The sequence below is a fragment of the Saccharopolyspora rosea genome (assembly GCF_025643595.1).
Classification (GTDB): Bacteria; Actinomycetota; Actinomycetes; order Mycobacteriales; family Pseudonocardiaceae; genus Saccharopolyspora; species Saccharopolyspora rosea.
The window spans coordinates 5,917,611-5,936,980 of the sequence record NZ_CP102826.1 but is presented as its reverse complement, the minus strand read 5'-3'; the positions used below and the strand labels follow the sequence as shown (position 1 = coordinate 5,936,980).

At 73.7% G+C, this 19,370-nt stretch carries 21 protein-coding genes; 15 read left to right on the top strand and 6 right to left on the bottom strand.

What is annotated here, in order from left to right; all coding sequences use genetic code 11:
• The first annotated feature begins 67 nt into the window (after window positions 1–67).
• The 3 genes from NV263_RS27570 (at window position 68) to NV263_RS27560 (ending at window position 2,148) form a co-directional block, all read left to right on the top strand.
• Window positions 68–490: a PPOX class F420-dependent oxidoreductase gene (locus tag NV263_RS27570; RefSeq protein WP_263249635.1), complete on the top strand. Its 423-nt coding sequence runs from the start codon at window positions 68–70 to the stop codon at window positions 488–490.
• A gap of 3 nt (window positions 491–493) precedes the next feature.
• Window positions 494–1,489: an ABC transporter substrate-binding protein gene (locus NV263_RS27565; RefSeq protein WP_263249634.1), complete on the top strand. Its 996-nt coding sequence runs from the start codon at window positions 494–496 to the stop codon at window positions 1,487–1,489.
• A gap of 68 nt (window positions 1,490–1,557) precedes the next feature.
• Window positions 1,558–2,148 (top strand): pentapeptide repeat-containing protein, encoded by a 591-nt coding sequence (locus NV263_RS27560; protein WP_263249633.1) that lies wholly within the window; start codon window positions 1,558–1,560, stop codon window positions 2,146–2,148.
• Window positions 2,149–2,298: 150 nt separating this feature from the next.
• On the opposite strand, the gene NV263_RS27555 is transcribed toward NV263_RS27560, so the two are convergent.
• Together NV263_RS27555 and NV263_RS27550 are read right to left on the bottom strand one after the other, a co-directional pair.
• Complete coding sequence (locus NV263_RS27555; protein ID WP_263249631.1) at window positions 2,299–2,589, bottom strand: TNT domain-containing protein; 291 nt, start codon at window positions 2,587–2,589, stop codon at window positions 2,299–2,301.
• A gap of 26 nt (window positions 2,590–2,615) precedes the next feature.
• Window positions 2,616–4,811 (bottom strand): hypothetical protein, encoded by a 2,196-nt coding sequence (locus tag NV263_RS27550; RefSeq protein ID WP_263249630.1) that lies wholly within the window; start codon window positions 4,809–4,811, stop codon window positions 2,616–2,618.
• Between the two features lie 312 nt (window positions 4,812–5,123).
• Between NV263_RS27550 and NV263_RS27545 the strand changes: the two genes are divergently transcribed.
• From NV263_RS27545 to phnE, 10 genes are all read left to right on the top strand, one after another.
• Window positions 5,124–6,356 (top strand): MFS transporter, encoded by a 1,233-nt coding sequence (locus tag NV263_RS27545; RefSeq protein ID WP_263249628.1) that lies wholly within the window; start codon window positions 5,124–5,126, stop codon window positions 6,354–6,356.
• Window positions 6,353–7,333, top strand: a complete 981-nt coding sequence (locus tag NV263_RS27540) for a DMT family transporter (RefSeq protein WP_263249627.1) — start codon at window positions 6,353–6,355, stop codon at window positions 7,331–7,333. Before NV263_RS27545 ends, NV263_RS27540 begins: the two co-directional genes overlap by 4 nt.
• A gap of 6 nt (window positions 7,334–7,339) precedes the next feature.
• On the top strand, window positions 7,340–8,191 hold the full coding sequence (locus NV263_RS27535; RefSeq protein WP_263249626.1) for a bifunctional methylenetetrahydrofolate dehydrogenase/methenyltetrahydrofolate cyclohydrolase: 852 nt from the start codon (window positions 7,340–7,342) through the stop codon (window positions 8,189–8,191).
• Window positions 8,192–8,229: 38 nt separating this feature from the next.
• Window positions 8,230–8,523, top strand: a complete 294-nt coding sequence (locus NV263_RS27530; protein WP_263249625.1) for a DUF3017 domain-containing protein — start codon at window positions 8,230–8,232, stop codon at window positions 8,521–8,523.
• A gap of 17 nt (window positions 8,524–8,540) precedes the next feature.
• On the top strand, window positions 8,541–9,305 hold the full coding sequence (locus NV263_RS27525) for a GntR family transcriptional regulator (RefSeq protein ID WP_263249624.1): 765 nt from the start codon (window positions 8,541–8,543) through the stop codon (window positions 9,303–9,305).
• Between the two features lie 123 nt (window positions 9,306–9,428).
• Window positions 9,429–10,547 carry a TIGR03364 family FAD-dependent oxidoreductase gene (locus NV263_RS27520; protein ID WP_263249623.1) on the top strand — a complete coding sequence of 373 codons (1,119 nt, stop codon included), beginning with the start codon at window positions 9,429–9,431 and terminating at the stop codon, window positions 10,545–10,547.
• The gene (locus NV263_RS27515) at window positions 10,544–11,203 is read left to right on the top strand and encodes a phosphonatase-like hydrolase (RefSeq protein WP_263249622.1); all 660 of its coding nucleotides are present in this window, start codon (window positions 10,544–10,546) and stop codon (window positions 11,201–11,203) included. Before NV263_RS27520 ends, NV263_RS27515 begins: the two co-directional genes overlap by 4 nt.
• The gene (locus NV263_RS27510) at window positions 11,200–12,108 is read left to right on the top strand and encodes a phosphate/phosphite/phosphonate ABC transporter substrate-binding protein (RefSeq protein ID WP_263249621.1); all 909 of its coding nucleotides are present in this window, start codon (window positions 11,200–11,202) and stop codon (window positions 12,106–12,108) included. The genes NV263_RS27515 and NV263_RS27510 overlap by 4 nt, the downstream gene beginning before the upstream one ends.
• The gene (gene phnC, locus NV263_RS27505) at window positions 12,099–12,860 is read left to right on the top strand and encodes a phosphonate ABC transporter ATP-binding protein (RefSeq protein WP_263249620.1); all 762 of its coding nucleotides are present in this window, start codon (window positions 12,099–12,101) and stop codon (window positions 12,858–12,860) included. Before NV263_RS27510 ends, phnC begins: the two co-directional genes overlap by 10 nt.
• Window positions 12,857–14,491: a phosphonate ABC transporter, permease protein PhnE gene (phnE, locus tag NV263_RS27500; RefSeq protein ID WP_263249618.1), complete on the top strand. Its 1,635-nt coding sequence runs from the start codon at window positions 12,857–12,859 to the stop codon at window positions 14,489–14,491. Before phnC ends, phnE begins: the two co-directional genes overlap by 4 nt.
• 15 nt (window positions 14,492–14,506) lie before the next feature.
• On the opposite strand, the gene NV263_RS27495 is transcribed toward phnE, so the two are convergent.
• From NV263_RS27495 to NV263_RS27480, 4 genes are all read right to left on the bottom strand, one after another.
• Window positions 14,507–15,328 (bottom strand): DUF4253 domain-containing protein, encoded by an 822-nt coding sequence (locus NV263_RS27495; protein WP_263249617.1) that lies wholly within the window; start codon window positions 15,326–15,328, stop codon window positions 14,507–14,509.
• A gap of 181 nt (window positions 15,329–15,509) precedes the next feature.
• The gene (locus NV263_RS27490) at window positions 15,510–15,710 is read right to left on the bottom strand and encodes a DUF1918 domain-containing protein (RefSeq protein ID WP_263249616.1); all 201 of its coding nucleotides are present in this window, start codon (window positions 15,708–15,710) and stop codon (window positions 15,510–15,512) included.
• Between the two features lie 70 nt (window positions 15,711–15,780).
• A complete protein-coding gene (locus NV263_RS27485) occupies window positions 15,781–16,200 on the bottom strand; it encodes a hypothetical protein (RefSeq protein WP_263249615.1) in 420 nt (139 codons plus the stop codon).
• 93 nt (window positions 16,201–16,293) lie between these two features.
• Window positions 16,294–17,124, bottom strand: a complete 831-nt coding sequence (locus NV263_RS27480) for a metal-dependent hydrolase (RefSeq protein WP_263249614.1) — start codon at window positions 17,122–17,124, stop codon at window positions 16,294–16,296.
• 168 nt (window positions 17,125–17,292) lie between these two features.
• On the opposite strand from NV263_RS27480, the gene NV263_RS27475 reads away from it, so the two are divergent.
• Together NV263_RS27475 and NV263_RS27470 are read left to right on the top strand one after the other, a co-directional pair.
• Window positions 17,293–18,513 (top strand): NADP-dependent isocitrate dehydrogenase, encoded by a 1,221-nt coding sequence (locus NV263_RS27475; RefSeq protein WP_263249613.1) that lies wholly within the window; start codon window positions 17,293–17,295, stop codon window positions 18,511–18,513.
• 506 nt (window positions 18,514–19,019) lie between these two features.
• Window positions 19,020–19,328, top strand: a complete 309-nt coding sequence (locus NV263_RS27470) for an SH3 domain-containing protein (RefSeq protein WP_263249611.1) — start codon at window positions 19,020–19,022, stop codon at window positions 19,326–19,328.
• The last annotated feature ends 42 nt before the right edge of the window (window positions 19,329–19,370 follow it).

Below are 19,370 nucleotides of genomic sequence, written 5' to 3'. Positions count from 1 at the left end.
GCGCTCGGGGACGGGTGCGGAACTAGCATCGCGGCCGAAGAGGACCCGATGCCGAGGAAGGTGTGCCGTGCCGAAGCCCCCGTTGCCCGAGAAGGTCAGCGACCTGCTGGCGAAGCCGAACCCGAGCGTGATCACGACCGTGCGGCAGGACGGTCAGCCGGTGTCGGTGGCCACCTGGTACCTGTGGGAGAACGGCCACGTCCTGGTCAACATGGACGAGGGCCGCAAGCGCCTCGACTACCTGCGGGCGGATCCGCGCGTGACGTTGACGGTCCTCGACGCGGACAACTGGTACACGCACGTGAGCCTGCAGGGCCGGGTGGTGGAACTGCAGGACGATCCCGATCTGACCGACATCGACCGCCTTGCCCGGCACTACACCGGTGAGCAGTACCCGGTGCGGGACCGCCGGCGGGTCAGCGCCTGGATCGAGGTGTCCCGCTGGCACGGCTGGGGCGCCGCGGAGAACAAGGACGTCGAGCACCACTGAGACGTGGTCAGGGCGGCGCTGGTCACGCCGTTGTCCGGCCCGCTGGCCGGGTTCGGCCGGGCCGGCGCCGCCGCGCTCCGGCTCTGGGCGGAGCGCTTCGCCCAGCCCGAACGGGTGTCCCTCGATGTGGTGGACGCGCATCCGGACGTCCGCGCCGCGACCCGGCACGCGGAGGGGTTGGCGCCGGATCTCCTGTTCGGCCCCTACGGCAGTGGGCCGACCACCGGCGCGGCGGCGGCGTCGTCCCGGTTGCTGTGGAACCACGGAGGCGCGCGGGTGTCCCCGCGTCCCGGGCTGGTGAGCGTGCTGGCCCCGGCGCACAGCTATTTCGCGGGTGCCGTCGAGCTGATCAGCCGCAGCTTTCCGCAGGTCGGGGTCGTGGGCGTGGTGAACGCGCGGACGGGGTTCGGTCGCAGCGTCGCGGCGGGTGCGGTGGCCGAAGCCCGGCGGCGGGGTCTCGCCGCGATCGGGGCGGAGCTCCCCACCGAGTTGCCGGACGCCGATGCGTTGCTGGTGGTCGGCCGGTTCGAGGACGAGGTGGCCCTCGCGCGGCGGCTGGACCGGAGCCGGTGGCGCGCGGTCGGGTTCGTCGCCGCCGGGGTGGCGGAGGTGCTCGCCGAGCTGGGGGACGCGCGGGAGGGGCTGCTGGGTCCGGCGCAGTGGCTCCCGGAAGCCGCACCGGAACCGGAGGAGGGCCCCACGGCGGCGGAGTTCGCCGCGGCGTACCGCGCCCGCACCGGGTCGGAGCCGCCGTACCCGGCTGCGCAGGCGTTCGCCGCGGGGGTCATCGCGTTGCGCTGCCTGCGCGAGGCGGGAACCGCCGACGACGCGGCGGTGTTCGACGCGGCCCGCCGGCTCGGCATCACGACGCTGTTCGGCCGGTTCCGCATCGACGACTCCGGGCGGCAGGTGGGCCACCGGGTGTTGACGGTGCAGTGGCAGGACGGCCGGCGGGTGGTGGTGTGGCCACCGGAGCGGGCCGCCGCTCCACTCCGGTGACCTCACGCCCACCGCACGTGGCGCGAGCAGCCTCCCGCCTCGTCGGTGCCGCGTGCGACGCTGACCGGATGACGAGCGTGGTGGGCGAGGATTTCCGGGACGCGGTGCTGGCGGGCCAGGAGTGGGAGGGACGCGAGTTCGAGGGGTGCGACTTCACCGATGCCGACCTCACCGGCCTGCGCACCCGCAACTGCGTGTTCACCGACTGCGTCTTCGTCGGCGCCGACCTCAACGAGTCCCGGCACCGCGCGACGGCGTTCCGGTCCTGCCGGTTCGAGCGCACCGTGCTCGGGAAGTCCATTGTGGAGGGTTGTAGTCTGCTCGGGTCGACGTTCCTGGACTGCCGCCTGCGGTCGCTGACCCTCCGCGAGACGGACCTGACGCTGGTGGGCATGGGCGGCGCCGACCTGCGCGGGCTGGACCTGCGGGGCCTCCGCTTCCGCGAGGCCAACCTCGGCGAGTGCGACATGCGGCGCTGCGACCTGCGCGAAGCCGACCTCACCGGTGCCCGCCTGCTGCGCACCCGCTTCGCCGAGGCCGACCTGCGCGACGCCCGGCTCGACGCGGACGGCCTGGCCCAGGCGAACCTGCGCGGCGCCCGTGTCGACACCCTGACGGCGCTGGCGTTCGCCGCGGCCTGCGGTCTGCACGTCGACTGACGATCGACACCGTCGGTGTCCGCAATGGACGGTGGAAGTCGTTCCGGGGCAACCGTTCCTGTATCGTCCACTTAGGACATGCTGCGGGGCGGGTGGGACGCGCGAAGGGCGCCCCCGACCAGGTCGGAGGCGCCCTTCGGGGTTTCGCGCTCACTCCATCGGCGGGCGCTCGGAGTTGGGGACCTCGACGAGCGTGCCGTCCGCGAGGAGGTCGGCGACCGAACCGGGCATGACGTAGGCCGTGCCGCCGCCCGGCTGCTCGAACCACGGCACCGCCGTGCCCCGCAGCGCCTGGACCGGGCGCTGCACGCGGAAGGCGAAGTACGAGCGGTTCGCCCACTGCGGCGGCAGCGAGCGGTTGCTGTACGGCGTCCGCATCGCGTAGAGCACGTTGCCGCCGTGCTCGCCGAAGCGGTCCAGTTCGGTGCCGGGCTGGAGCATGACGATCCGCCGGTCCCGGTACAGCGTCAGCGGCGGTTCACCGCTGAGCGGCTGGATCTGCGCCGCTCCTTGCGGAGGCTGCTGCTGAGGCGCCGCTGCCTGCGGTGCTCCGCCCTGCGGCGGTCGCGGCGGGGCGGGCGGCACCGGGCCGCCCTGGCGGTGCGGTCCGGGCATACCGGGTCCGCCCGGCCCGGGCCGGCGCTCCGCGCCACCGGCCGGCCCCTGACCCGGCCCTCCCGGAGGCGGCGGGATCGCGCCGTCCGGGCGCGGCTGCCGCTTCGGGCGGCGGCGGCGGCGCTGGGCCCGCCCGCCGCGGGCGGGTTCGGGCCCGCCGCCGGTCGCGGCGGCTGGGCGGGCTGACCGGTGGGCGGCGACGGCGGCCCCGCCGGAGGCGCGGGCCGGTCGAGGCGCGGCGCGGGCTGCATCCGCGTGGCCTCCTCACCGGGTGCCTCGGAAGCGGGTTCCGGCGGCGTGGCCGGGGCGTCCTGGTTCGCGGTGAACAGCGGGTTGCCGCCCTGCGGGGGTTCCGACGGCTGCGGAGCCTGCCGCTGCGGAAGCTCGGACGCGTCGCGTTGGGGCAGGTCGGGCACCTCGCGCTGCGGCAGGTCGGACGCCTCCCGCCGGGGAAGCTCGGGAGCCTCGCGCTGGGGCGGCTCGGCTGCTTCGGCCGCGGATCCGGGGGCCGGTTCCGCGGGCTCCTCGGCCAGCGGTTCGGGCTGGGAGCCGGACGGCTCCTCGTCCTCCGGCTCGGCCGGGCGCGCCGGTTCGGCCTGCTGCGGTGCCGGGCCGGAAGCGGGCTCGGTGGCCGGGCGGTCCAGCAGGAGGCTGCCGAGCAGGAAGGCGGCCGCCTGCTCGACCCGCTCGAACCGGACGTCGCCGCCGTTGCCGGTGACGATCCAGTCCGGACCCTCCTGGATGAGGCAGCGGGCGTCGACGCTGTGGCTGCCGATCCGGTAGGCCGCGCTGTCCACCCGGTGCTCGGTGAGCCGGTCGTGCAGCCTGCCGAGCACGTCGTGCGTCTCGGACTCCGCCGCGTCCTCGGTGTCCTCGTGCTCCGGGGCTTCCCGGGGCTCCGGCTCGGCAGGCTCGTCCTCGACCTCGTCGGCGGTGTAGCGGGGGAGGTCGTCGACCGCGGGCGCCTCGGCCGCGACGGCGTCCTCCGCGTCGTTCGGCTCGTGGCCGGGCTGGTCCACCAGCTCGCCGCGGGCCGCCTCCAGGGTCGCGTCGTCCACCTCGGGGAGGGCGAAGCCGCGGGCGCGGACGTGCTCGACCAGCCCCGCCTCGGGCGGCACGCCGTACTGCGCCAGGTAGTAGGCCACCGCGCCGCGCCACAGCCACGTGCCGTCGGTGTGCCAGGAGCCCGGGACGACGGCGGGCTGGTCAGGGGAGAGCTGGTCCTCCTCGTCGTCCCGCGAGGCCAGCACCACGGGTGCGTTCTCCAGGTACTGGCGCAGCGCCGCGACGTCCTCGGCGGGAACCGGCTCGCGGTCGTTGACGAGCGGGCGGCCCTGCTCGTCGAAGTCGTCGAAGACCCCGGCGATCCGGAAGCTCCCCGGCTCGGCCGGGGCGCGGGTGAAGTCGGCGTCGCGGGAGAAGTCGTGTTCGGCGGTCGCGCCGGGGTCGACCGGCGACTCGGCGGGTTCCGGCGGCAGCGCGGGTTCCGCGGGTTCGGCCGCCAGGGAGGACTCCGACGGCAGCACCGGTTCGGGCGGCAGCGCGGGATCGGGCGGCAGGGCGGGTTCCGGGGGCAGCGCGGGTTCGGGTGCGGCGTCGGCCGGGGCCTGGTCGCCGCCGTCGACCTTCTCCCGCAGCCAGTCCGGGACGTTCTCGTCCGAACGCGGGTAGCGGCGCAGCTCGTCGACGTACGCGGCGCGCGGCAGCGGACGCTGCCAGCGCGGCTCGGTGTCGAAGTTGATGTCGATGCGGTAGGCCGACGGGCGCTCCACCACGTAGAGCGCGCTCAGCCAGGTGCCCACGTCGGGCCGGTACATGCCCTCGCGGAGCCGCTCGAAGATCTCCTGCAGGTCGGCGGGCGGCTCCCACGGGTGCGTGCCGCCCTCCTGCGTGATGACCTCACCCAGCAGGTCGTGGTACTCCCCGGTGGCGCGGTACTCCACCGTGATCTCCTGCCAGTCCTCGGGCGCGGCCTGCAACAGGAGGACCCCGATCCTGCGGGCTATCTGCTCCTGCTCCTCCGGACTGATCGCTGTCGGACGCGACATGGGTGACATCCTCCCCCTCTCGACGCGGCGCACCGACCCCACCCCGCCCGAGACGCTACTCGAAGCGGGCGACCGCGTGGGTGCGGTGTGCGAGTTCAATGTCGTTGGTCCAGTACACGAGGCTGCTTCAAGATCATTTGCCGCACGGCGGGTTTTTCGTCGCGGAAAGCCTGCCGCTCGCGCTTCCGGAAGAACATCACACCACCAGGTGGGATCGGATCGGGGGCGGCGCTTTTCCGGTGCGTGTCACCTCGTGTGCGCTGAGCGAAATGCGGTGGCGGTACGGGCGTCCCAGAACGCAGAGTGGTCGGCGTGCTGCGCCCCTACCGGTTGCTCGCCTCCGTCCCGCACGCCCCGGCCCTGATGTGCTTCAGCTTGCTCGGTCGCCTGCACATGCCCGCGGTTCCGCTGACGCTGACGTTCCTGTGCGTCGACTGGACCGGGTCGTACGCGCTCAGCGGCGTGCTGGGCGCGGCGATGACCCTGGCCCAGGCGGTCGCCGGACCGCTGCGCGGCCGGGCGGCCGACCGCAGTTCGGCGCCGAAGCTGCTGGTGCTGACCGGGCTGACCTACGGGCTGGGGATGGCGGGCATCGTGCTGCTGACCCGCTGGGTGGACGCCCGGCTGTGGTGGCTCGGGCTGCCCGTGGCCGCCGTGACCGGGCTCTGCCAGCCGCCGGTCACGCAGATCGGACGCGCGGTGTGGCCGCGGCTGGCCGACGGTCCCGCGCGGGAGGCCGCCTACGCCGTCGAGGCCACGCTGCAGGAGCTGCTGTTCGTGGTGACGCCGGTGCTCGCGGCGTTCGCGGTCGCCTACGCGGGCCCGGTGACCGCGACGCTGCTGTGCGCGTCGTGGGCGGTGTGCGGACCGGCGCTGTTCGCCCTGGCGCTGCGGCGGGCCGGGATCGGCCGCCTGCACGAGGACGCGGGGAGCCCCGGCGGGGCACCGCTGCTGCGGGTGCCGGGTTTCGCCTCGCTGATGGTGTTCAGCGGACTCGTCGTCGGCGGGCTGATCTCCACGGACCTCCTGCTCGTCGGCTGGGCCCGGGACCGCGGCACGCCGGAGCTGGCCGGGGTGCTGTCGTCGGTGTGGGCCGTGGGGTCGCTGCTGGGGGGCTTGCTGCTGGGCGGCAGGTCGGGGCGGCCCCGGCTGTGGCTGCGCGCGCTGTGCGCGTCGGCCGGGCTGTTCGCGCTGGTCCCGGCGCTGCCGCCGGTCGCCGATCCGGCGGTGCCGTGGCTGGTCGCGGCGATCCTGCTGGTCGGCGGCTCTGCCGTGGCGCCGACGCTGGCCGCCGGGATCAGCCGGGTCGGCGACCTGGCGCCCGACAGGCGGCGCAGTGAGGCGTTCGGCTGGTTCGTCAGCGCCACGACGCTGGGCGGCGCGGTCGCCTCGCCGCTCGCCGGGTGGATGCTCGACCACGCGGGCCCCGCCGCGGCCGCCGGCAGCGCGGCCGTGATGGTGCTGGTCGCGGCCGGACTTGTCGCACGTCACAGTGCTCGGGCATCGCGCGGCGCGGACCGCGGAGCGCAGACTGCCGTCACGTGACGGTGACGCGGGAGCGGACGGGCGTTCAGCCGAGCAAGGGCCAGCGCGCCCTCGGGATGGCCGGGGCGGCTCTGGTCGGGGTGTTGCTCGCGCTGCAGTCGCGGCTCAACGGCGCGCTCGGCGCGCGGCTGGACGACGGTCTGGCCGCCGGGGTGATCTCCTTCGGCGGCGGGTTCGTGGTGCTCGCCGTGTGCACCGCGGCGATCCCCAGCGCGCGGCGCGGTGTCGCCCTGCTGGTGACCGAGGTGCGCGGCCCGGACGGACTGCGGGCGTGGCAGTGCCTCGGCGGCGTCTGCGGCGGGTACCTGGTGTTCAGCCAGGGCATGGCGGCCTCCGCGTTGGGCGTCGCGCTGTTCACCGTCGCGGTGGTGGCCGGGCAGGTCAGCAGCGGGCTCGTCGTCGACCGCTTCGGGCTCGGGCCCGGCGGACCGCAGCGCGTGACCGTCGCCCGCATGGCGGGCGCCGCGTTGGCCGTCGTGGCGGTCGTGCTGTCGGTGTCCGCGCAGCTCGGCGGCGTGCACGGCAGCTGGCTGGTGGTGCTCCCGGCGCTGGCGGGCATCGGGCTCGGCTGGCAGGCGGCGGTGAACGGACGGGTCAAGCAGGTGGCCGGTTCGGCGGTCACCGCGGCCACCCTGAACTTCGCCGTCGGCACGCTCTCGCTGGGGCTGGCGTTCGTGCTGGAACTGCTGGTGCGCGGTGCGCCGCGCGCGTTCCCACCGCAACCCTGGCTGTACGTGGGCGGACTGCTCGGCATCTTCGTGATCGGCGGGTCGGTGGCGCTGGTGCGCTACACCGGCGTCCTGCTGCTCAGCCTGGGCATGATCGCCGGGCAGCTGGTCGGGGCGCTGCTGCTGGACGTGTTCGGTCCCGGCGTCGCGACGTCCACAGTGGTCGGCGTGCTGCTCACGCTCGTCGCCGTCGGCGTCGCCGCATTGCCGGACCGGGCGGGACGGGCGGCGCGCGGTCTGCCACGATGAACAGCCGTGAGCGCGACGATTCTCGACGGCAAGGCCACCAAGGACGCGATCTACGAGGAGCTGCGGCCGCGGGTCGCCCGGCTCGCCGAACAGGGCCACGCCCCGGGGCTGGCGACGGTGCTCGTCGGCGACGACCCGGCGTCGCACTCCTACGTGCGCGGCAAGCACCACGACTGCGCCAAGGTCGGCATCCGCTCGATCCGCAAGGACCTGCCCGCCGACGCCACCCAGGCCGACGTCGAAGCCGTCCTCGACGAGCTCAACGCCGACCCGGCGTGCACCGGCTACATCGTCCAGCTGCCGCTGCCGGAGCACCTCGACGCCGGTTCGCTGCTGGAGCGCATCGCGCCCGAGAAGGACGCCGACGGCCTGCACCCGATCAGCCTCGGGCGGCTGGTGCTCGGTGAGCAGGCGCCGCTGCCGTGCACCCCGCGCGGCATCGTCGAGCTGCTGCGCCGCTACGACGTGCCGCTGGCCGGGGCGCGGGTCGCGGTCGTCGGCCGCGGCATCACCGTCGGGCGGCCGATCGGGCTGCTGCTGACCCGCCGCAGCGAGAACGCCACCGTCACGCTCTGCCACACCGGCACCAAGGACCTCGCCGCCGAGGTCGGTCGCGCCGACGTCGTCATCGCCGCCGCCGGGCGCCCGCACCTGATCACGCCGGACATGGTCCGGCCGGGCGCCGCGGTGCTCGACGTCGGCGTGACGCGGACCGACGGTGGACTGGCCGGGGACGTGCACCCCGACGTCGCCGAGGTCGCCGGGTACCTGTCGCCCAACCCGGGCGGGGTCGGGCCGATGACGCGGGCGATGCTGCTCAGCAACGTCGTCGAGGCCGCCGAGCGCGCCGCGGGCTGAACGTGGAACCGGCGACCGAGCGGAACGGGAGGATCGGCGTGAGCGAGCGGTTCGGCGGCGGGCGGTACTCGGTGCACGTGCCGTTCGGCTCCGTGCTGCTGGTGGTCCTGATCGGTTTCCTGCGCATCGCCATGCAGCACTGGCGCGAGGGGTCGGTGCTGCTCGCGGCGGCGCTGCTGCTCGCCGCGGTGCTGCGCGGCCTGCTGCCGCAGGAACGCGTCGGACTGCTGGCCATCCGCAGCCGTGCCGTGGACATGGTGCTGTACGGGGTGCTCGGGCTGGTCATCCTCGCGGTGGCGGTGACGATCCGCGGCGGGCCGTTCAACTCCTGAGCCGTACGCTGCCCGACGTGCGCATCGATCCCGGTCAGCACCGGGCGGACCAGCCGGTCCGCGCGGGAATTCCCGAGCACGGCAGGATTCCGCGGTACTACGCGGCCAAGATCGAGCTGCTGGCGCTGCTCGACGAGCTCGGGGAGGGCGCGCCGCTGCCGTCCGAGCGGGAGCTCGCCGAGCGGTGCGGGGTGTCCCGGGTGACGCTGCGGCAGGCCGTCACCGAGCTGGTGCTGGAAGGCCGGTTGATCCGCCGCCACGGCAGCAGGACGGTCGTGGCGCCGCCGAAGCTGCTCCAGCCGTTGGCGCTGACCAGCTACACCGAGGGCGTGCGGGCGCAGGGCCGGGAACCCGGGCGCATCGTCGTGACCGTCGAGACGCGGCCCGCCGATGCGCGGCTCGCCGCCGATCTGCGGCTGGAGCCGGGCGAGGACGTGGTGCACCTGGAGCGGGTGCTCCAGGCCGACGGCGAACGGGTCGGCCTGGAGTCCAGTTACCTGTCGAAGGCCCGGTTCCCACGGCTGCTCGACGACTTCGACCCGGCCGGCTCGCTGTACGCCTTCCTGCACGAGGAGCTCGACGTGCGGTTCGGGGAGGCGGAGGAGCGCATCGAGACGGTGCTGGCGACCCCGCGGGAAGCGCTGCTGATCGGCACGAACCCGGCGACGCCGATGATCCTGCTGCACCGGCTCACCTGGACGCCCGATGGCGAGCCGGTCGAGCGCGTCCGCTCCCTGTTCCGCGGCGACCGCTTCACCTTCGTCACCCACCTGCACAGCTGATCCCGGCCCCGGGGACGTGATCAGATCACGAAAAGGTAACTGTTCTAGTCCTTTTGATCGTGTTCACCCGCGGTTCGGATGCGCGGCATCCGCGGCTCACCCGGGAACGTGAGGGTCTGCGGTGTGCGAACACTGATCGTCGGCGGCGGCGTGCTGGGAACCATGCACGCGCTGCGGGCCCTCGAACTGGGGCATGAAGTCGTGCAGGTGGAGCGGGAGCCGGAGGCGCGGGGCGCCTCGGTCCGCAACTTCGGACTGGTGTGGGTCAGCGGTCGGCGACCCGGCCCCGAACTGGAGCTGGCCATGCGGGCGCGGCGCGCGTGGGAGCGCATCGCCGCGGACGTCCCGGACCTCGGGTTCCGGGCGAACGGATCGCTCACCGTGGTCCGCACCGCGGGTGAACTCGCCGCGGCCGAGGACTTCGCGGGTCGCGCCGACGCGGCCGAGCGCGGCGCGGAACTGCTCGGCCCGGCCGAGGTCCGCGCGCTGAACCCCGCGTTGCGCGGTGACCTGCTCGGCGCGCTGTGGTGCGAGCAGGACGCCGCCGTCGAGCCCCGGACGGCCCAACCCGCGCTGCGCGCGCACCTGGCCGCGACCGGCCGCTACACGTGGTCGCCGGGCCGCGAGATCCGCGAGGTCGGACCGGGGTGGGCGCGCGACGACGCCGGGCAGCGGTACGCGGCCGATCTCGTCGTGCTGTGCACCGGTGCGGCGCTCGGCGGCCTGGTGCGCGAACTGCGCCCCGAACTCCCGGTGCGCCGCGTGCGGCTCCAGATGATGCAGACCGAACCGCTCGACGAGCCGCTGCCCACCTCCGTCGCCGACGGCGACAGCATGCGCTACTACCCGGCGTACCGGAGCGCCGCGCTGGACGCGCTCGGCGATGCCGAGCCGCAGCCGCCGGTGGCGGCCGACAACGGCATGCAGCTGCTCGTGGTGCAGCGCCGCGACGGCGGGCTCACGATCGGCGACACCCACGACTACGCCGAGCCGTTCCCCTTCGACGTCCGCGAGGACCCCTACGACCACCTCGCGACCCGCGCCGCCGAGCTGCTCGGCCGCCCGCTGCCGCGGATCAGCCGCCGCTGGGCCGGGGTATACGCGCAGACCCGCGATCCGGAGGTGGTCGTGCACCGCGAGCAGGTGCTGTCCGGCGTGTGGCTGGTGACGGGACCGGGCGGTCGCGGGATGACCTGCTCGCCCGCCATCGCCGAGGACACCTTCCGGGAGGTGCGGGGATGATCGGGTTGGCAGTGCTGGACATGGCGGGCACCACGGTCGCCGACGACGGCCTGGTTCAGCGGGCGTTCGTCGCGGCCGTCCGGGACGTGGGCGCCACCGCCACCGACGACATGCTCGACCACGTGCGCCGCACCATGGGCGAGTCGAAGATCGACGTCTTCCGCGCGCTGCTCGGCGACGAGGAGCGCGCTCGGCGCGCGAACGCCGCCTTCGAGCGGGCCTACGCCGAGCACGTCGGCGACTGCCGCGAGATCGACGGCGCCGCCGAGACGATCCGCCGGTTGCGCGCGAGCGGCGTGCGGGTCGCGCTCACCACCGGCTTCTCCGAACTCACCCAGCGGCAGATCCTCGACATCCTGGGCTGGCAGGACCTCGCCGACCTGGCGTTGACCCCGGCGCAGGCCGGCCGCGGCCGACCCCACCCCGACATGGTGCTGACCGCGCTGCTGCGGCTCGGCATCGACGACGTGCGCCAGGTCGCGGTCGTCGGCGACACCACATCCGACGTGCGGGCCGGGCTGCGCGCCGGAGCGTCCGTGGTGGCCGGGGTGCTGACCGGGGCGCACGGCCGCGACGAACTCGCCGCGGCCGGTGCCACGCACGTCCTCGAATCCGTCCGGGAACTTCCGGACCTGCTGGGAGGTGGTCGACGGTGAAGCGGATCCACTCGGTGCTCGCCGGAATCGCGGCGCTGGCACTGCTGTCGGGGTGCGGCCCGAGCGCCGCGCAGCAGCGATCGGACGAACTCGTCTTCGCCGCGGTCCCCTCCGAGGAGTCGGGAACGCTGCAGCAGGACTTCCAGCCGGTGCTGGACATGCTGGCGAAGGAGACCGGCAGGAAGGTCGTCTTCCAGAAGGCCACCGACTACGCCGCCATCATCGAGGGCCAGCGTGCGGGCAAGATCGACATCGCCAAGTACGGGCCGTTCTCCTACGTCCTGGCCCGCAAGAAGGGGGTCCGCGCGAGCGCCGTGGCCGGGCAGGTCGAGCAGCGCGGCGGCAAACCGGGCTACCAGTCGTACGCGATCACCCGACCGGACAGCGGGATCCGGTCGCTGGCGGACTTCCGCGGCAAGAAGGTGTGCTTCGTCGACCCCACGTCGACGTCCGGCTACCTCTACCCGAAGGCCGCGCTGCTGAGCGCCGGGGTCAACCCGGACACCGGCATCCACCCGGTGTTCGCCGGGGGCCACGACGCCGCGGCGCTGGCCGTCGCGAAGGGCGACTGCGACGCCGGGTTCGCCTACGACACGATGGTCGACCGGCAGCTGGTCGACTCCGGGCAACTCCGGCCGGGGCAGTTGAACGTCCTGTGGCGCTCGGAGGTCATCCCCGGCGACCCGGCGGCGGTGTCCGACGACCTCGACCCGGCGTTGCGGCAGAAGATCTCCGCGGCGCTGCGGGACAAGGCCAACAGCGAGTACCTGCGCTCGCACGGCTTCTGCACGGGTGAGTGCCGCATCGGCGACGTCGGCGGCTACGGGTTCGCCCCCGTCGACGACGCCTTCTACGACGGGGTGCGACGAGTCTGCGACGTGACCGGGGATCGGCAGTGCCAGTGATCAGTTTCGACGCGGTGACCAAGGAATTCGGCGACGTGCGGGCGCTGTCCGACGTCAGCCTCGACGTCCCGGCCGGGCAGGTCGCGGTGCTGCTGGGCCTGTCCGGATCGGGCAAGTCCACGCTGCTGCGGCACGTGGACGGCCTGCACCGGCCGACGTCGGGGACCGTGCGGGTGCTGGACCGCGACGTCGGAGGACTGCGGGGTGCCGAGCTGCGCGAGCTGCGCAGCCGGGTCGGCTTCGTCTTCCAGCAGTTCCACCTCATCGCCTCGCTGACCGTGCTGGAGAACGTGTGCACCGGTGCGCTCGCCGAGCTGCGCGGCCCGCGCCTCGGGCTGCCCAGCTACCCCAAGCGCGTCCGGCACGCCGCGCTCGACCAGCTCGACCGGGTCGGCCTCGCCGACCGCGCGTTGCAGCGCGCGGACACGCTGTCCGGCGGCCAGCAGCAGCGGGTCGCGGTGGCCCGCGCCCTGGTGCAGCGCCCGGAGATCCTGCTGGCCGACGAGCCGGTGGCGTCGCTGGACCCGGACTCGGCGGCGCAGGTGATGGACCTGATCTCGGAGGTCGCCCGGCAGGACGGGCTGACCGTGCTGTGCAGCCTGCACCAGGTCGACCTGGCGTTGAGCTGGGGGCACCGGGTCGTCGGCCTGCGCTCCGGCGCGGTCGTGCTGGACACCCCGGTCGACGGGCTGAGCCGGGACGCTGCGATGTCCATCTACGGCCAGGTCGCCGCGGCGGGTGAGGCGCGATGACCGCGGTGGACTTCGCGCGGCCGCGAACCGCTCCCGCCCGGCGAACCCTGGCCCGCCCCACCCCCGGCGGAGCCGCGGCCTGGCTCGCGGTGCTCGCCCTGCTGGCCGCGGCCACGTGGGCGTTCGTCGACCTGCGGCTCAACGTGGCGACCATTGTGGACGGTGCGGGCAACGCGGTCGACTTCGCGTCCCGCACGCTGCCGCTGGACTTCCCGCCGGTGGGCGAACTGCTGGCGCTGTGCGGGCAGACGCTGGCGATCGTGGTCTGCGCGACGCTGTTCGCCTCGCTGGTCAGCGCCCCGATCGCGGTGCTCGCCGCGCGCGGCACCGCGCTGGGCGCGACGAGCCGGGTCGCGGCGCGGGCGTTGATCGTGGTGGCCCGGGCGGTGCCGGACGTCGTGCTGGCGATCGTGTTCTTCCGGATGTTCGGCTTCGGCGGGCTCACCGGTGTGCTGGCGATGGGGCTGCACTCCGTGGGCATGGTCGGCAAGCTCTACGCCGACGCCGTCGAACAGGTCGATCCCGGCCCGCGCACGGCGATCCGGGCGGCGGGTGGCAGCCGCCTGCAGGAGCTCGTCAGCGGGGTGCTGCCCCAGGTGCTGCCATCGTTCGTGGCGACCTCGCTGCACCGCCTGGACATCAACCTGCGGGTGTCGGTGGTGCTGGGGTTCGTCGGGGTGGGCGGGCTCGGCCAGGCGATCGCCGACGCGCTGCGCACCCTGGACTACCGGCGCGGCATCGCGCTGGCCTCGGTCGTGTTCGCGCTGTGCGTGGTGGTGGAGGTGGTCTCCGGCGCGATCCGCCGCGCGCTGCTCGGCGCGGGCGCCCCGCGGCGGTCCGCCGGGGCGCGCATCAGTCCACCGTGGACGGTCGCGCGGTTGCGCCGCACCGGGTACTGGCTGCTCACCGGCGCGGTGGTCGTCGTGTCGTTCTGGGGCGCGGACGTCTCGGTCGGCCAGCTCGTGCGGGCCGCCCGGGACACCGGTCCGACGCTGGCGCTGTTCTGGCCGCCGGAGACCGGCGGGATCCTGCCGGAGCTGCTCGGCGAACTGCTCGTCACCGTCCGCATCGCGCTCGCCGCGACGCTGCTCGGTGCCGTGCTGTCCTTGCCGCTCGGGGCCCTGGCGGCGGCCAACGTCGCACCGAGGCCCGCAGTGGCGCGGTTCTTCCGCGGGGTGCTGCTGGCGGTGCGCGGGGTGCCGGAACTGGTGCTGGCGATCATCTTCGTGGTGATCACCGGGCTCGGCGCGGTCGCCGGCGCGCTCGCGCTGGGAGTGGGATCGGTGGGGCTGCTCGGCAAGCTCGTCGCCGACTCGCTGGAAGAGGTGGACCGCGGCCGGGAACAGGCGCTGCGCGCCACCGGCGCGTCCCGCCTCCAGGTGTTCTGCGCGGCGACGCTGCCGCAGGCCGCCCCGGCTTTCGTCGCGCACGTGCTCTACCAGCTGGACACCAACATCCGCTCGGCCACGCTGCTGGGACTGGTCGGCGCCGGTGGCATCGGCTACTACCTGCTCAACGCCTCCCGGGTCCTGGAGTTCGGCGTGGTCACCACGGTCCTGCTGCTCACCTTCGCCGCAGTGCTGCTCGTGGAGTTGCTGGCCCTGTGGCTGCGCCACGTCCTGGCCCGGTGAACCGGCCGCGGGTGGTCACTCCCACCAGAACGACCAGGTGCGGCGGCCGCGGATCTCCTGGGCGTAGGCGGCGATGCTGCCGGTCTCCTGCAGGATCCGGTCCGGGCAGAACGTCCAGTGCTCCGCGGCGACCGCCGCCGCGTGGTCCGGGTCCTGCGGCGGCGCCGACACGCTCAGGTCCAGGCGGTCCGGGCCCAGCCGCAGCAGGCGGGCGCCGAAGCGGTCCTCCCAGCTGCGGGCCATCGCCGACAGCCCGGCCGTCCGGGAGACGTGGTTGGCCGCGCCCGACCAGCCGAGCACCGTCAGCACGTCGGCCCCCCGCCGCACCGGCACCAGCGCCAGCCGGGTCTCGTCGTCGATGAACCGGGGGAGCTGCTGGTTGGCCAGGATGTCCGGGTCGGCCAGCAGGTTGCCCGCCGGGGCCGGACCCGGGCAGTCGTAGTCGAACGGCGCCAGCACCTCCCGGTCGTAGGCGGGGCCGAGGTCGTCGTCGGCCTGCACCAGGCCGTCCCAGATCCGGGCCATGACGTCGACCAGCCGCCAGCGGTCGATGTGCTCCAGCGGTTCCGGCGGCACCACGCCGACCGTGCACCGCTCCCCGTAGACCTCGTTGCCGTCGCACAGCAGCAGCGGCCACAGCCCGCTGGTCCGGTGTTCCGCCCGCAGCGCCGCCACCAGCTGCGGCGACGGTGGTTCGTCGCTGATCCAGCACAGCGGCGCGGGATCGCCCGCGACCGCCGTCTGCTCGGTCAGGACCTCTCCGGACGGCAGCGGGACCGACACCTCCGCGCCGAAGACGGTGGCCGGTGCCTCCGCTCGCCCGTCGTCTCGCAACACTTCACCCGCCTCCTCGCCGAGCCTCATCGCGGACCACCTTAAGGATCATCGACGGCGCGTGCGCGGGTGGTCCGGCCAGTCGGCCGGGTGTCCACTGTGTACGGGCCCCGGACAGCGCGGCGCCGAGCACGACTGGTGCGTCGTGCTCGGCGCCGGCGGCGGGTCCCACCCGCCGGGGAGGTCAGTCCCCCTGCCGCGGTTGCGGGGTCTCGACCACGCAGTCACTACCGGGGAAGACCAGGCGTTCGTGGCCGCCCTTGAAGCGGACCAGGTAGGGCGGTGCACCGTCCGGCCCGCGCACTTCCACGATCTCGCCGATCTGGTCGGCCTCGTCCACGTGCTTGCTGTGCACGTGGAGGTTGTCACCCACGGTTGCCTTCATCGCCCAATCACCTCCGCAGCCCCAGCCTAAGTGACGCCGGACACATCCCGCAGCGCCTGCGGTCCCGGCGTCAGCGCCCGTCGTGGCCGAGTTGGGAGCACCTGGTGGTGACCTGCTGGTACCGGTCCAGCTGGGCGGCGGTCCACTCGCCGCTGCTGTCCAGGGTGACCTCGCCGGAGGCGACGCGTGCCACGGAGTCGCGCACATCCGCGAGGTTCTCGCGCAGCACCGGGTCGGTGGTGTGCTCGACGAGGTCGTCGAGTTCGGCCGTCCTGGTCCGGGCGTCCGCCCTGGCCTGCCGCGGGTCGGCGAAGTTGGGCATGAAGCTGGCGGCGTTGATCGCCCGCTGGCACGCCTCGGCGGCGTCCAGCGCTCCGCGGACTCCGGCGGGCCGCTCCTGCGCGGCCTGCCCGGTCTCCTGGAGGCCACCGCACGCGGCGGCGCCGACCAGCAGGAGCAGCACCGGCGCCAACTGCTTGGGGACTCGCACGACTTCCCTCCGGGGGCACTCGGGGCGGCGCCGCGGTGGCCGCCACCCGTGCACCTTATCGACCTCGGAGGGCGCAATGGTCGTTTTGTCGCTTCAGCCGGTGTTGATCCAGGACATCACGTCCGGCGGCAGGTTCAGCTCACCGAGCCACGGGGCCGCGCCGATCCGGTAGAGCACCACCGCGCTCAGCGCGGTCGCGACGAGCGTGAGGCCGGGACCGACGATCGCCATCTCGAACTTGCCGCCGGTGCTCATCCGCATGGACTTCGGCGGGGCCACCGCGTACCAGGTCCGTCCGGCGATCGGCAGCGGCCACAGCATCGGGCAGCCGTGCTCGGTGATCGCGTCGCCGATGAAGTGGGCGACGCAGCCGATCATCACCGCGACCCCGAACGCCGCCGCGTTCGTCGGCTGGTCACCGGACCACGCCCAGCAGGCCGCGGTGAGCAGCAGCGAGGCCGCCGCGATCAGGATGGCGTCCTTGCTCGACGACCAGGTGTGCATGATGCCGCGCACCGCCAGACCGGCGAAGAAGAACATCAGGATCCCGAGCGCGGTGCCGTTGCTGGTCTGCACGATCGCCGTGGTGATCAGCCCGGCGAGCACGGCGAAGACCAGGGTGTGCGTGAAGCCGCGGTGCGTGCCCGCCCGGTTGCCGTCCTTCTTGGTGTGCGTGAGCCGGTACAGGAACCCGCTGAAGCCGCTGATGGCCGCCGAAGCGCCGCGCGAGATGCCGCCGAAGGTGTTGGCCACGGTGGCCTTGGGGTGGTCGATGTCGGGCAGCAGCGCGGCCCCGGACGCGAGGGTGGCGCCGACCACCCACGTCTTCGGGGATAATTGCCCTATCGCGTGCGTGCCGGCGAACGCCGTCACGGCCGCCCAGGCGGCCAGCCCGCTGATCGCGTGTGTCGGTCCCGTCGCCACGACGCCCCTCCCAAGATCGCTCGTCCCGGGGCCGAGCCTAGAAGACGATCGCGGCCACGTGTCGCGCGTCGGCGAGGGTGGTGGGACCACCCGGGCGCCGGGCACAATCAGGGCCGTTAGCAGTACGCTTGTACCGCTTGCATTCTCGCGAGAGGAGCACCCCGCCACATGAGCAAGATCAAGGTCCAGGGCACCGTAGCCGAGCTCGACGGCGACGAGATGACCCGGATCATCTGGTCCTTCATCAAGGACAAGCTGATCCACCCGTATCTGGACATCAACCTCGACTACTACGACCTCGGCATCCAGCACCGGGACGCCACCGACGACCAGGTCACGGTCGACGCCGCCAACGCCATCGCCAAGCACGGCGTCGGCGTGAAGTGCGCCACCATCACCCCGGACGAGGCCCGGGTGGAGGAGTTCGACCTGAAGAAGATGTGGCGGAGCCCCAACGGGACCATCCGCAACATCCTCGGCGGTGTCATCTTCCGCGAGCCGATCGTCATCTCCAACATCCCGCGGTACGTGCCGGGCTGGACCAAGCCGATCGTCATCGGCCGCCACGCCCACGGCGACCAGTACAAGGCCACCGACTTCAAGGTCCCGGGCCCGGGCACGGTGACCGTCACCTACACGCCCGAGGACGGCGGCGAGCCGATCGAGTTCGAGGTCGCCAAGTTCCCGGAGCAGGGCGGCGTCGCGATGGCCATGTACAACTACCGCCGCTCCATCGAGGAGTTCGCCCGCGCGTCCTTCCGCTACGGCCTGGAGCGCGGCTACCCGGTGTACATGTCCACCAAGAACACGATCCTCAAGTCCTACGACGGCATGTTCAAGGACGTGTTCCAGGAGGTCTTCGACGCCGAGTTCAAGGCCGACTTCGAGGCCAAGGGTCTAACCTACGAGCACCGGCTGATCGACGACATGGTCGCCAGCGCCCTGAAGTGGGAGGGCGGCTACGTCTGGGCCTGCAAGAACTACGACGGTGACGTGCAGTCCGACACCGTCGCGCAGGGCTTCGGCTCGCTGGGCCTGATGACCTCGGTGCTGATGACCGAGGACGGCAAGGTGGAGGCCGAGGCCGCGCACGGCACGGTCACCCGCCACTACCGCCAGCACCAGCAGGGCAAGCCGACCTCGACCAACCCGATCGCGTCGATCTTCGCCTGGACCCGCGGTCTGGCGCACCGGGGCAAGCTGGACTCCACCCCGGACGTCGTGGGCTTCGCCCAGACCCTGGAGCAGGTCGTCATCGAGACCGTCGAGAGCGGCCGGATGACCAAGGACCTCGCGCTGCTGGTCGGCGGCGACCAGGGCTACCAGACCACCGAGGAGTTCCTGGCGACCCTGGACGAGAACCTGCAGAAGAAGATGGCCAACCGCTGATCTTCCCCGCAGCCCGACGCCGCTCCCGCCTCGCGGGGGCGGCGTCGTCGTGTTCGAGGCGGGTGGTGGCCGGGTGACGCCGTGTGGCAGTGGCGCGGCGCGCCTCCGTGGGGGGTGGTGGCCGGGTGACGCCGTGTGGCAGTGGCGCGGCGCGCCTCCATGGGGGGTGGTGGCCGGGTGACGCCGTGTGGCAGTGGCGCGGCGCGCCTCCGTGGGGGTGGTGGCCGGGTGACGCCGTGTGGCAGTGGCGCGGCGCGCCTCCGTGGGGGGTGGTGGCCGGGTGACGCCGTGTGGCAGTGGCGCGGCGCGCCTCCGTGGGGGGTGGTGGCCGGGTGACGCCGTGTGGCAGTGGCGCGGCGCGCCTCCATGGGGGGGTGGTGGCCGGGTGACGGGAGGGCACTCAAGCCGCTGAACCGCCTCGTGCGTCCAGGTGCTCCGGCTGTCGCACCCCGGCGGGGTCTCCTATAGGTGGGACGACCGGAACCCGTCCCACCGGGAGGACCGCCGTGTTCGGACTGCCGATCACCCGCACCCTGCTATTCGTCGGCGCCGCCGCCGCGGGGGCGCTCTACCTCGCCGGCCACCACCACCCGCCCGGGGCGCCCGAGCGGCCCCACCCGTGCACGTTCACCGTCACCGCCGACGTGCTCAACGTCCGCAGCGGCCCGGGGGAGTCGCAGCGCCGCGTCGACACCCTCCAGCAGGGCCAGGAGGTCACCGCGACGCCGACCGTCACCTCCGGTTTCCGCGACCTCGGCGCGGGCCGCTGGGCGGCCCAGCAGTTCCTGGCGCCGAAGCCGGGCAGCACCTGTTGATCTACGCCGGGGGTGGGTGCCGGCCCGCCTCAGCCGCTCCGG

Coding starts and splice junctions, on each gene's coding strand:
- phnE (WP_263249618.1), top strand. CDS start 12,857: ATGACCGCGGTGGACTTCGCGCGGCCGCGAACCGCTCCCGCCCGGCGA.
- NV263_RS27475 (WP_263249613.1), top strand. CDS start 17,293: ATGAGCAAGATCAAGGTCCAGGGCACCGTAGCCGAGCTCGACGGCGAC.
- NV263_RS27560 (WP_263249633.1), top strand. CDS start 1,558: ATGACGAGCGTGGTGGGCGAGGATTTCCGGGACGCGGTGCTGGCGGGC.
- NV263_RS27490 (WP_263249616.1), bottom strand. CDS start 15,710: ATGAAGGCAACCGTGGGTGACAACCTCCACGTGCACAGCAAGCACGTG.
- NV263_RS27550 (WP_263249630.1), bottom strand. CDS start 4,811: ATGTCGCGTCCGACAGCGATCAGTCCGGAGGAGCAGGAGCAGATAGCC.
- NV263_RS27515 (WP_263249622.1), top strand. CDS start 10,544: ATGATCGGGTTGGCAGTGCTGGACATGGCGGGCACCACGGTCGCCGAC.
- NV263_RS27555 (WP_263249631.1), bottom strand. CDS start 2,589: ATGCTCCAGCCCGGCACCGAACTGGACCGCTTCGGCGAGCACGGCGGC.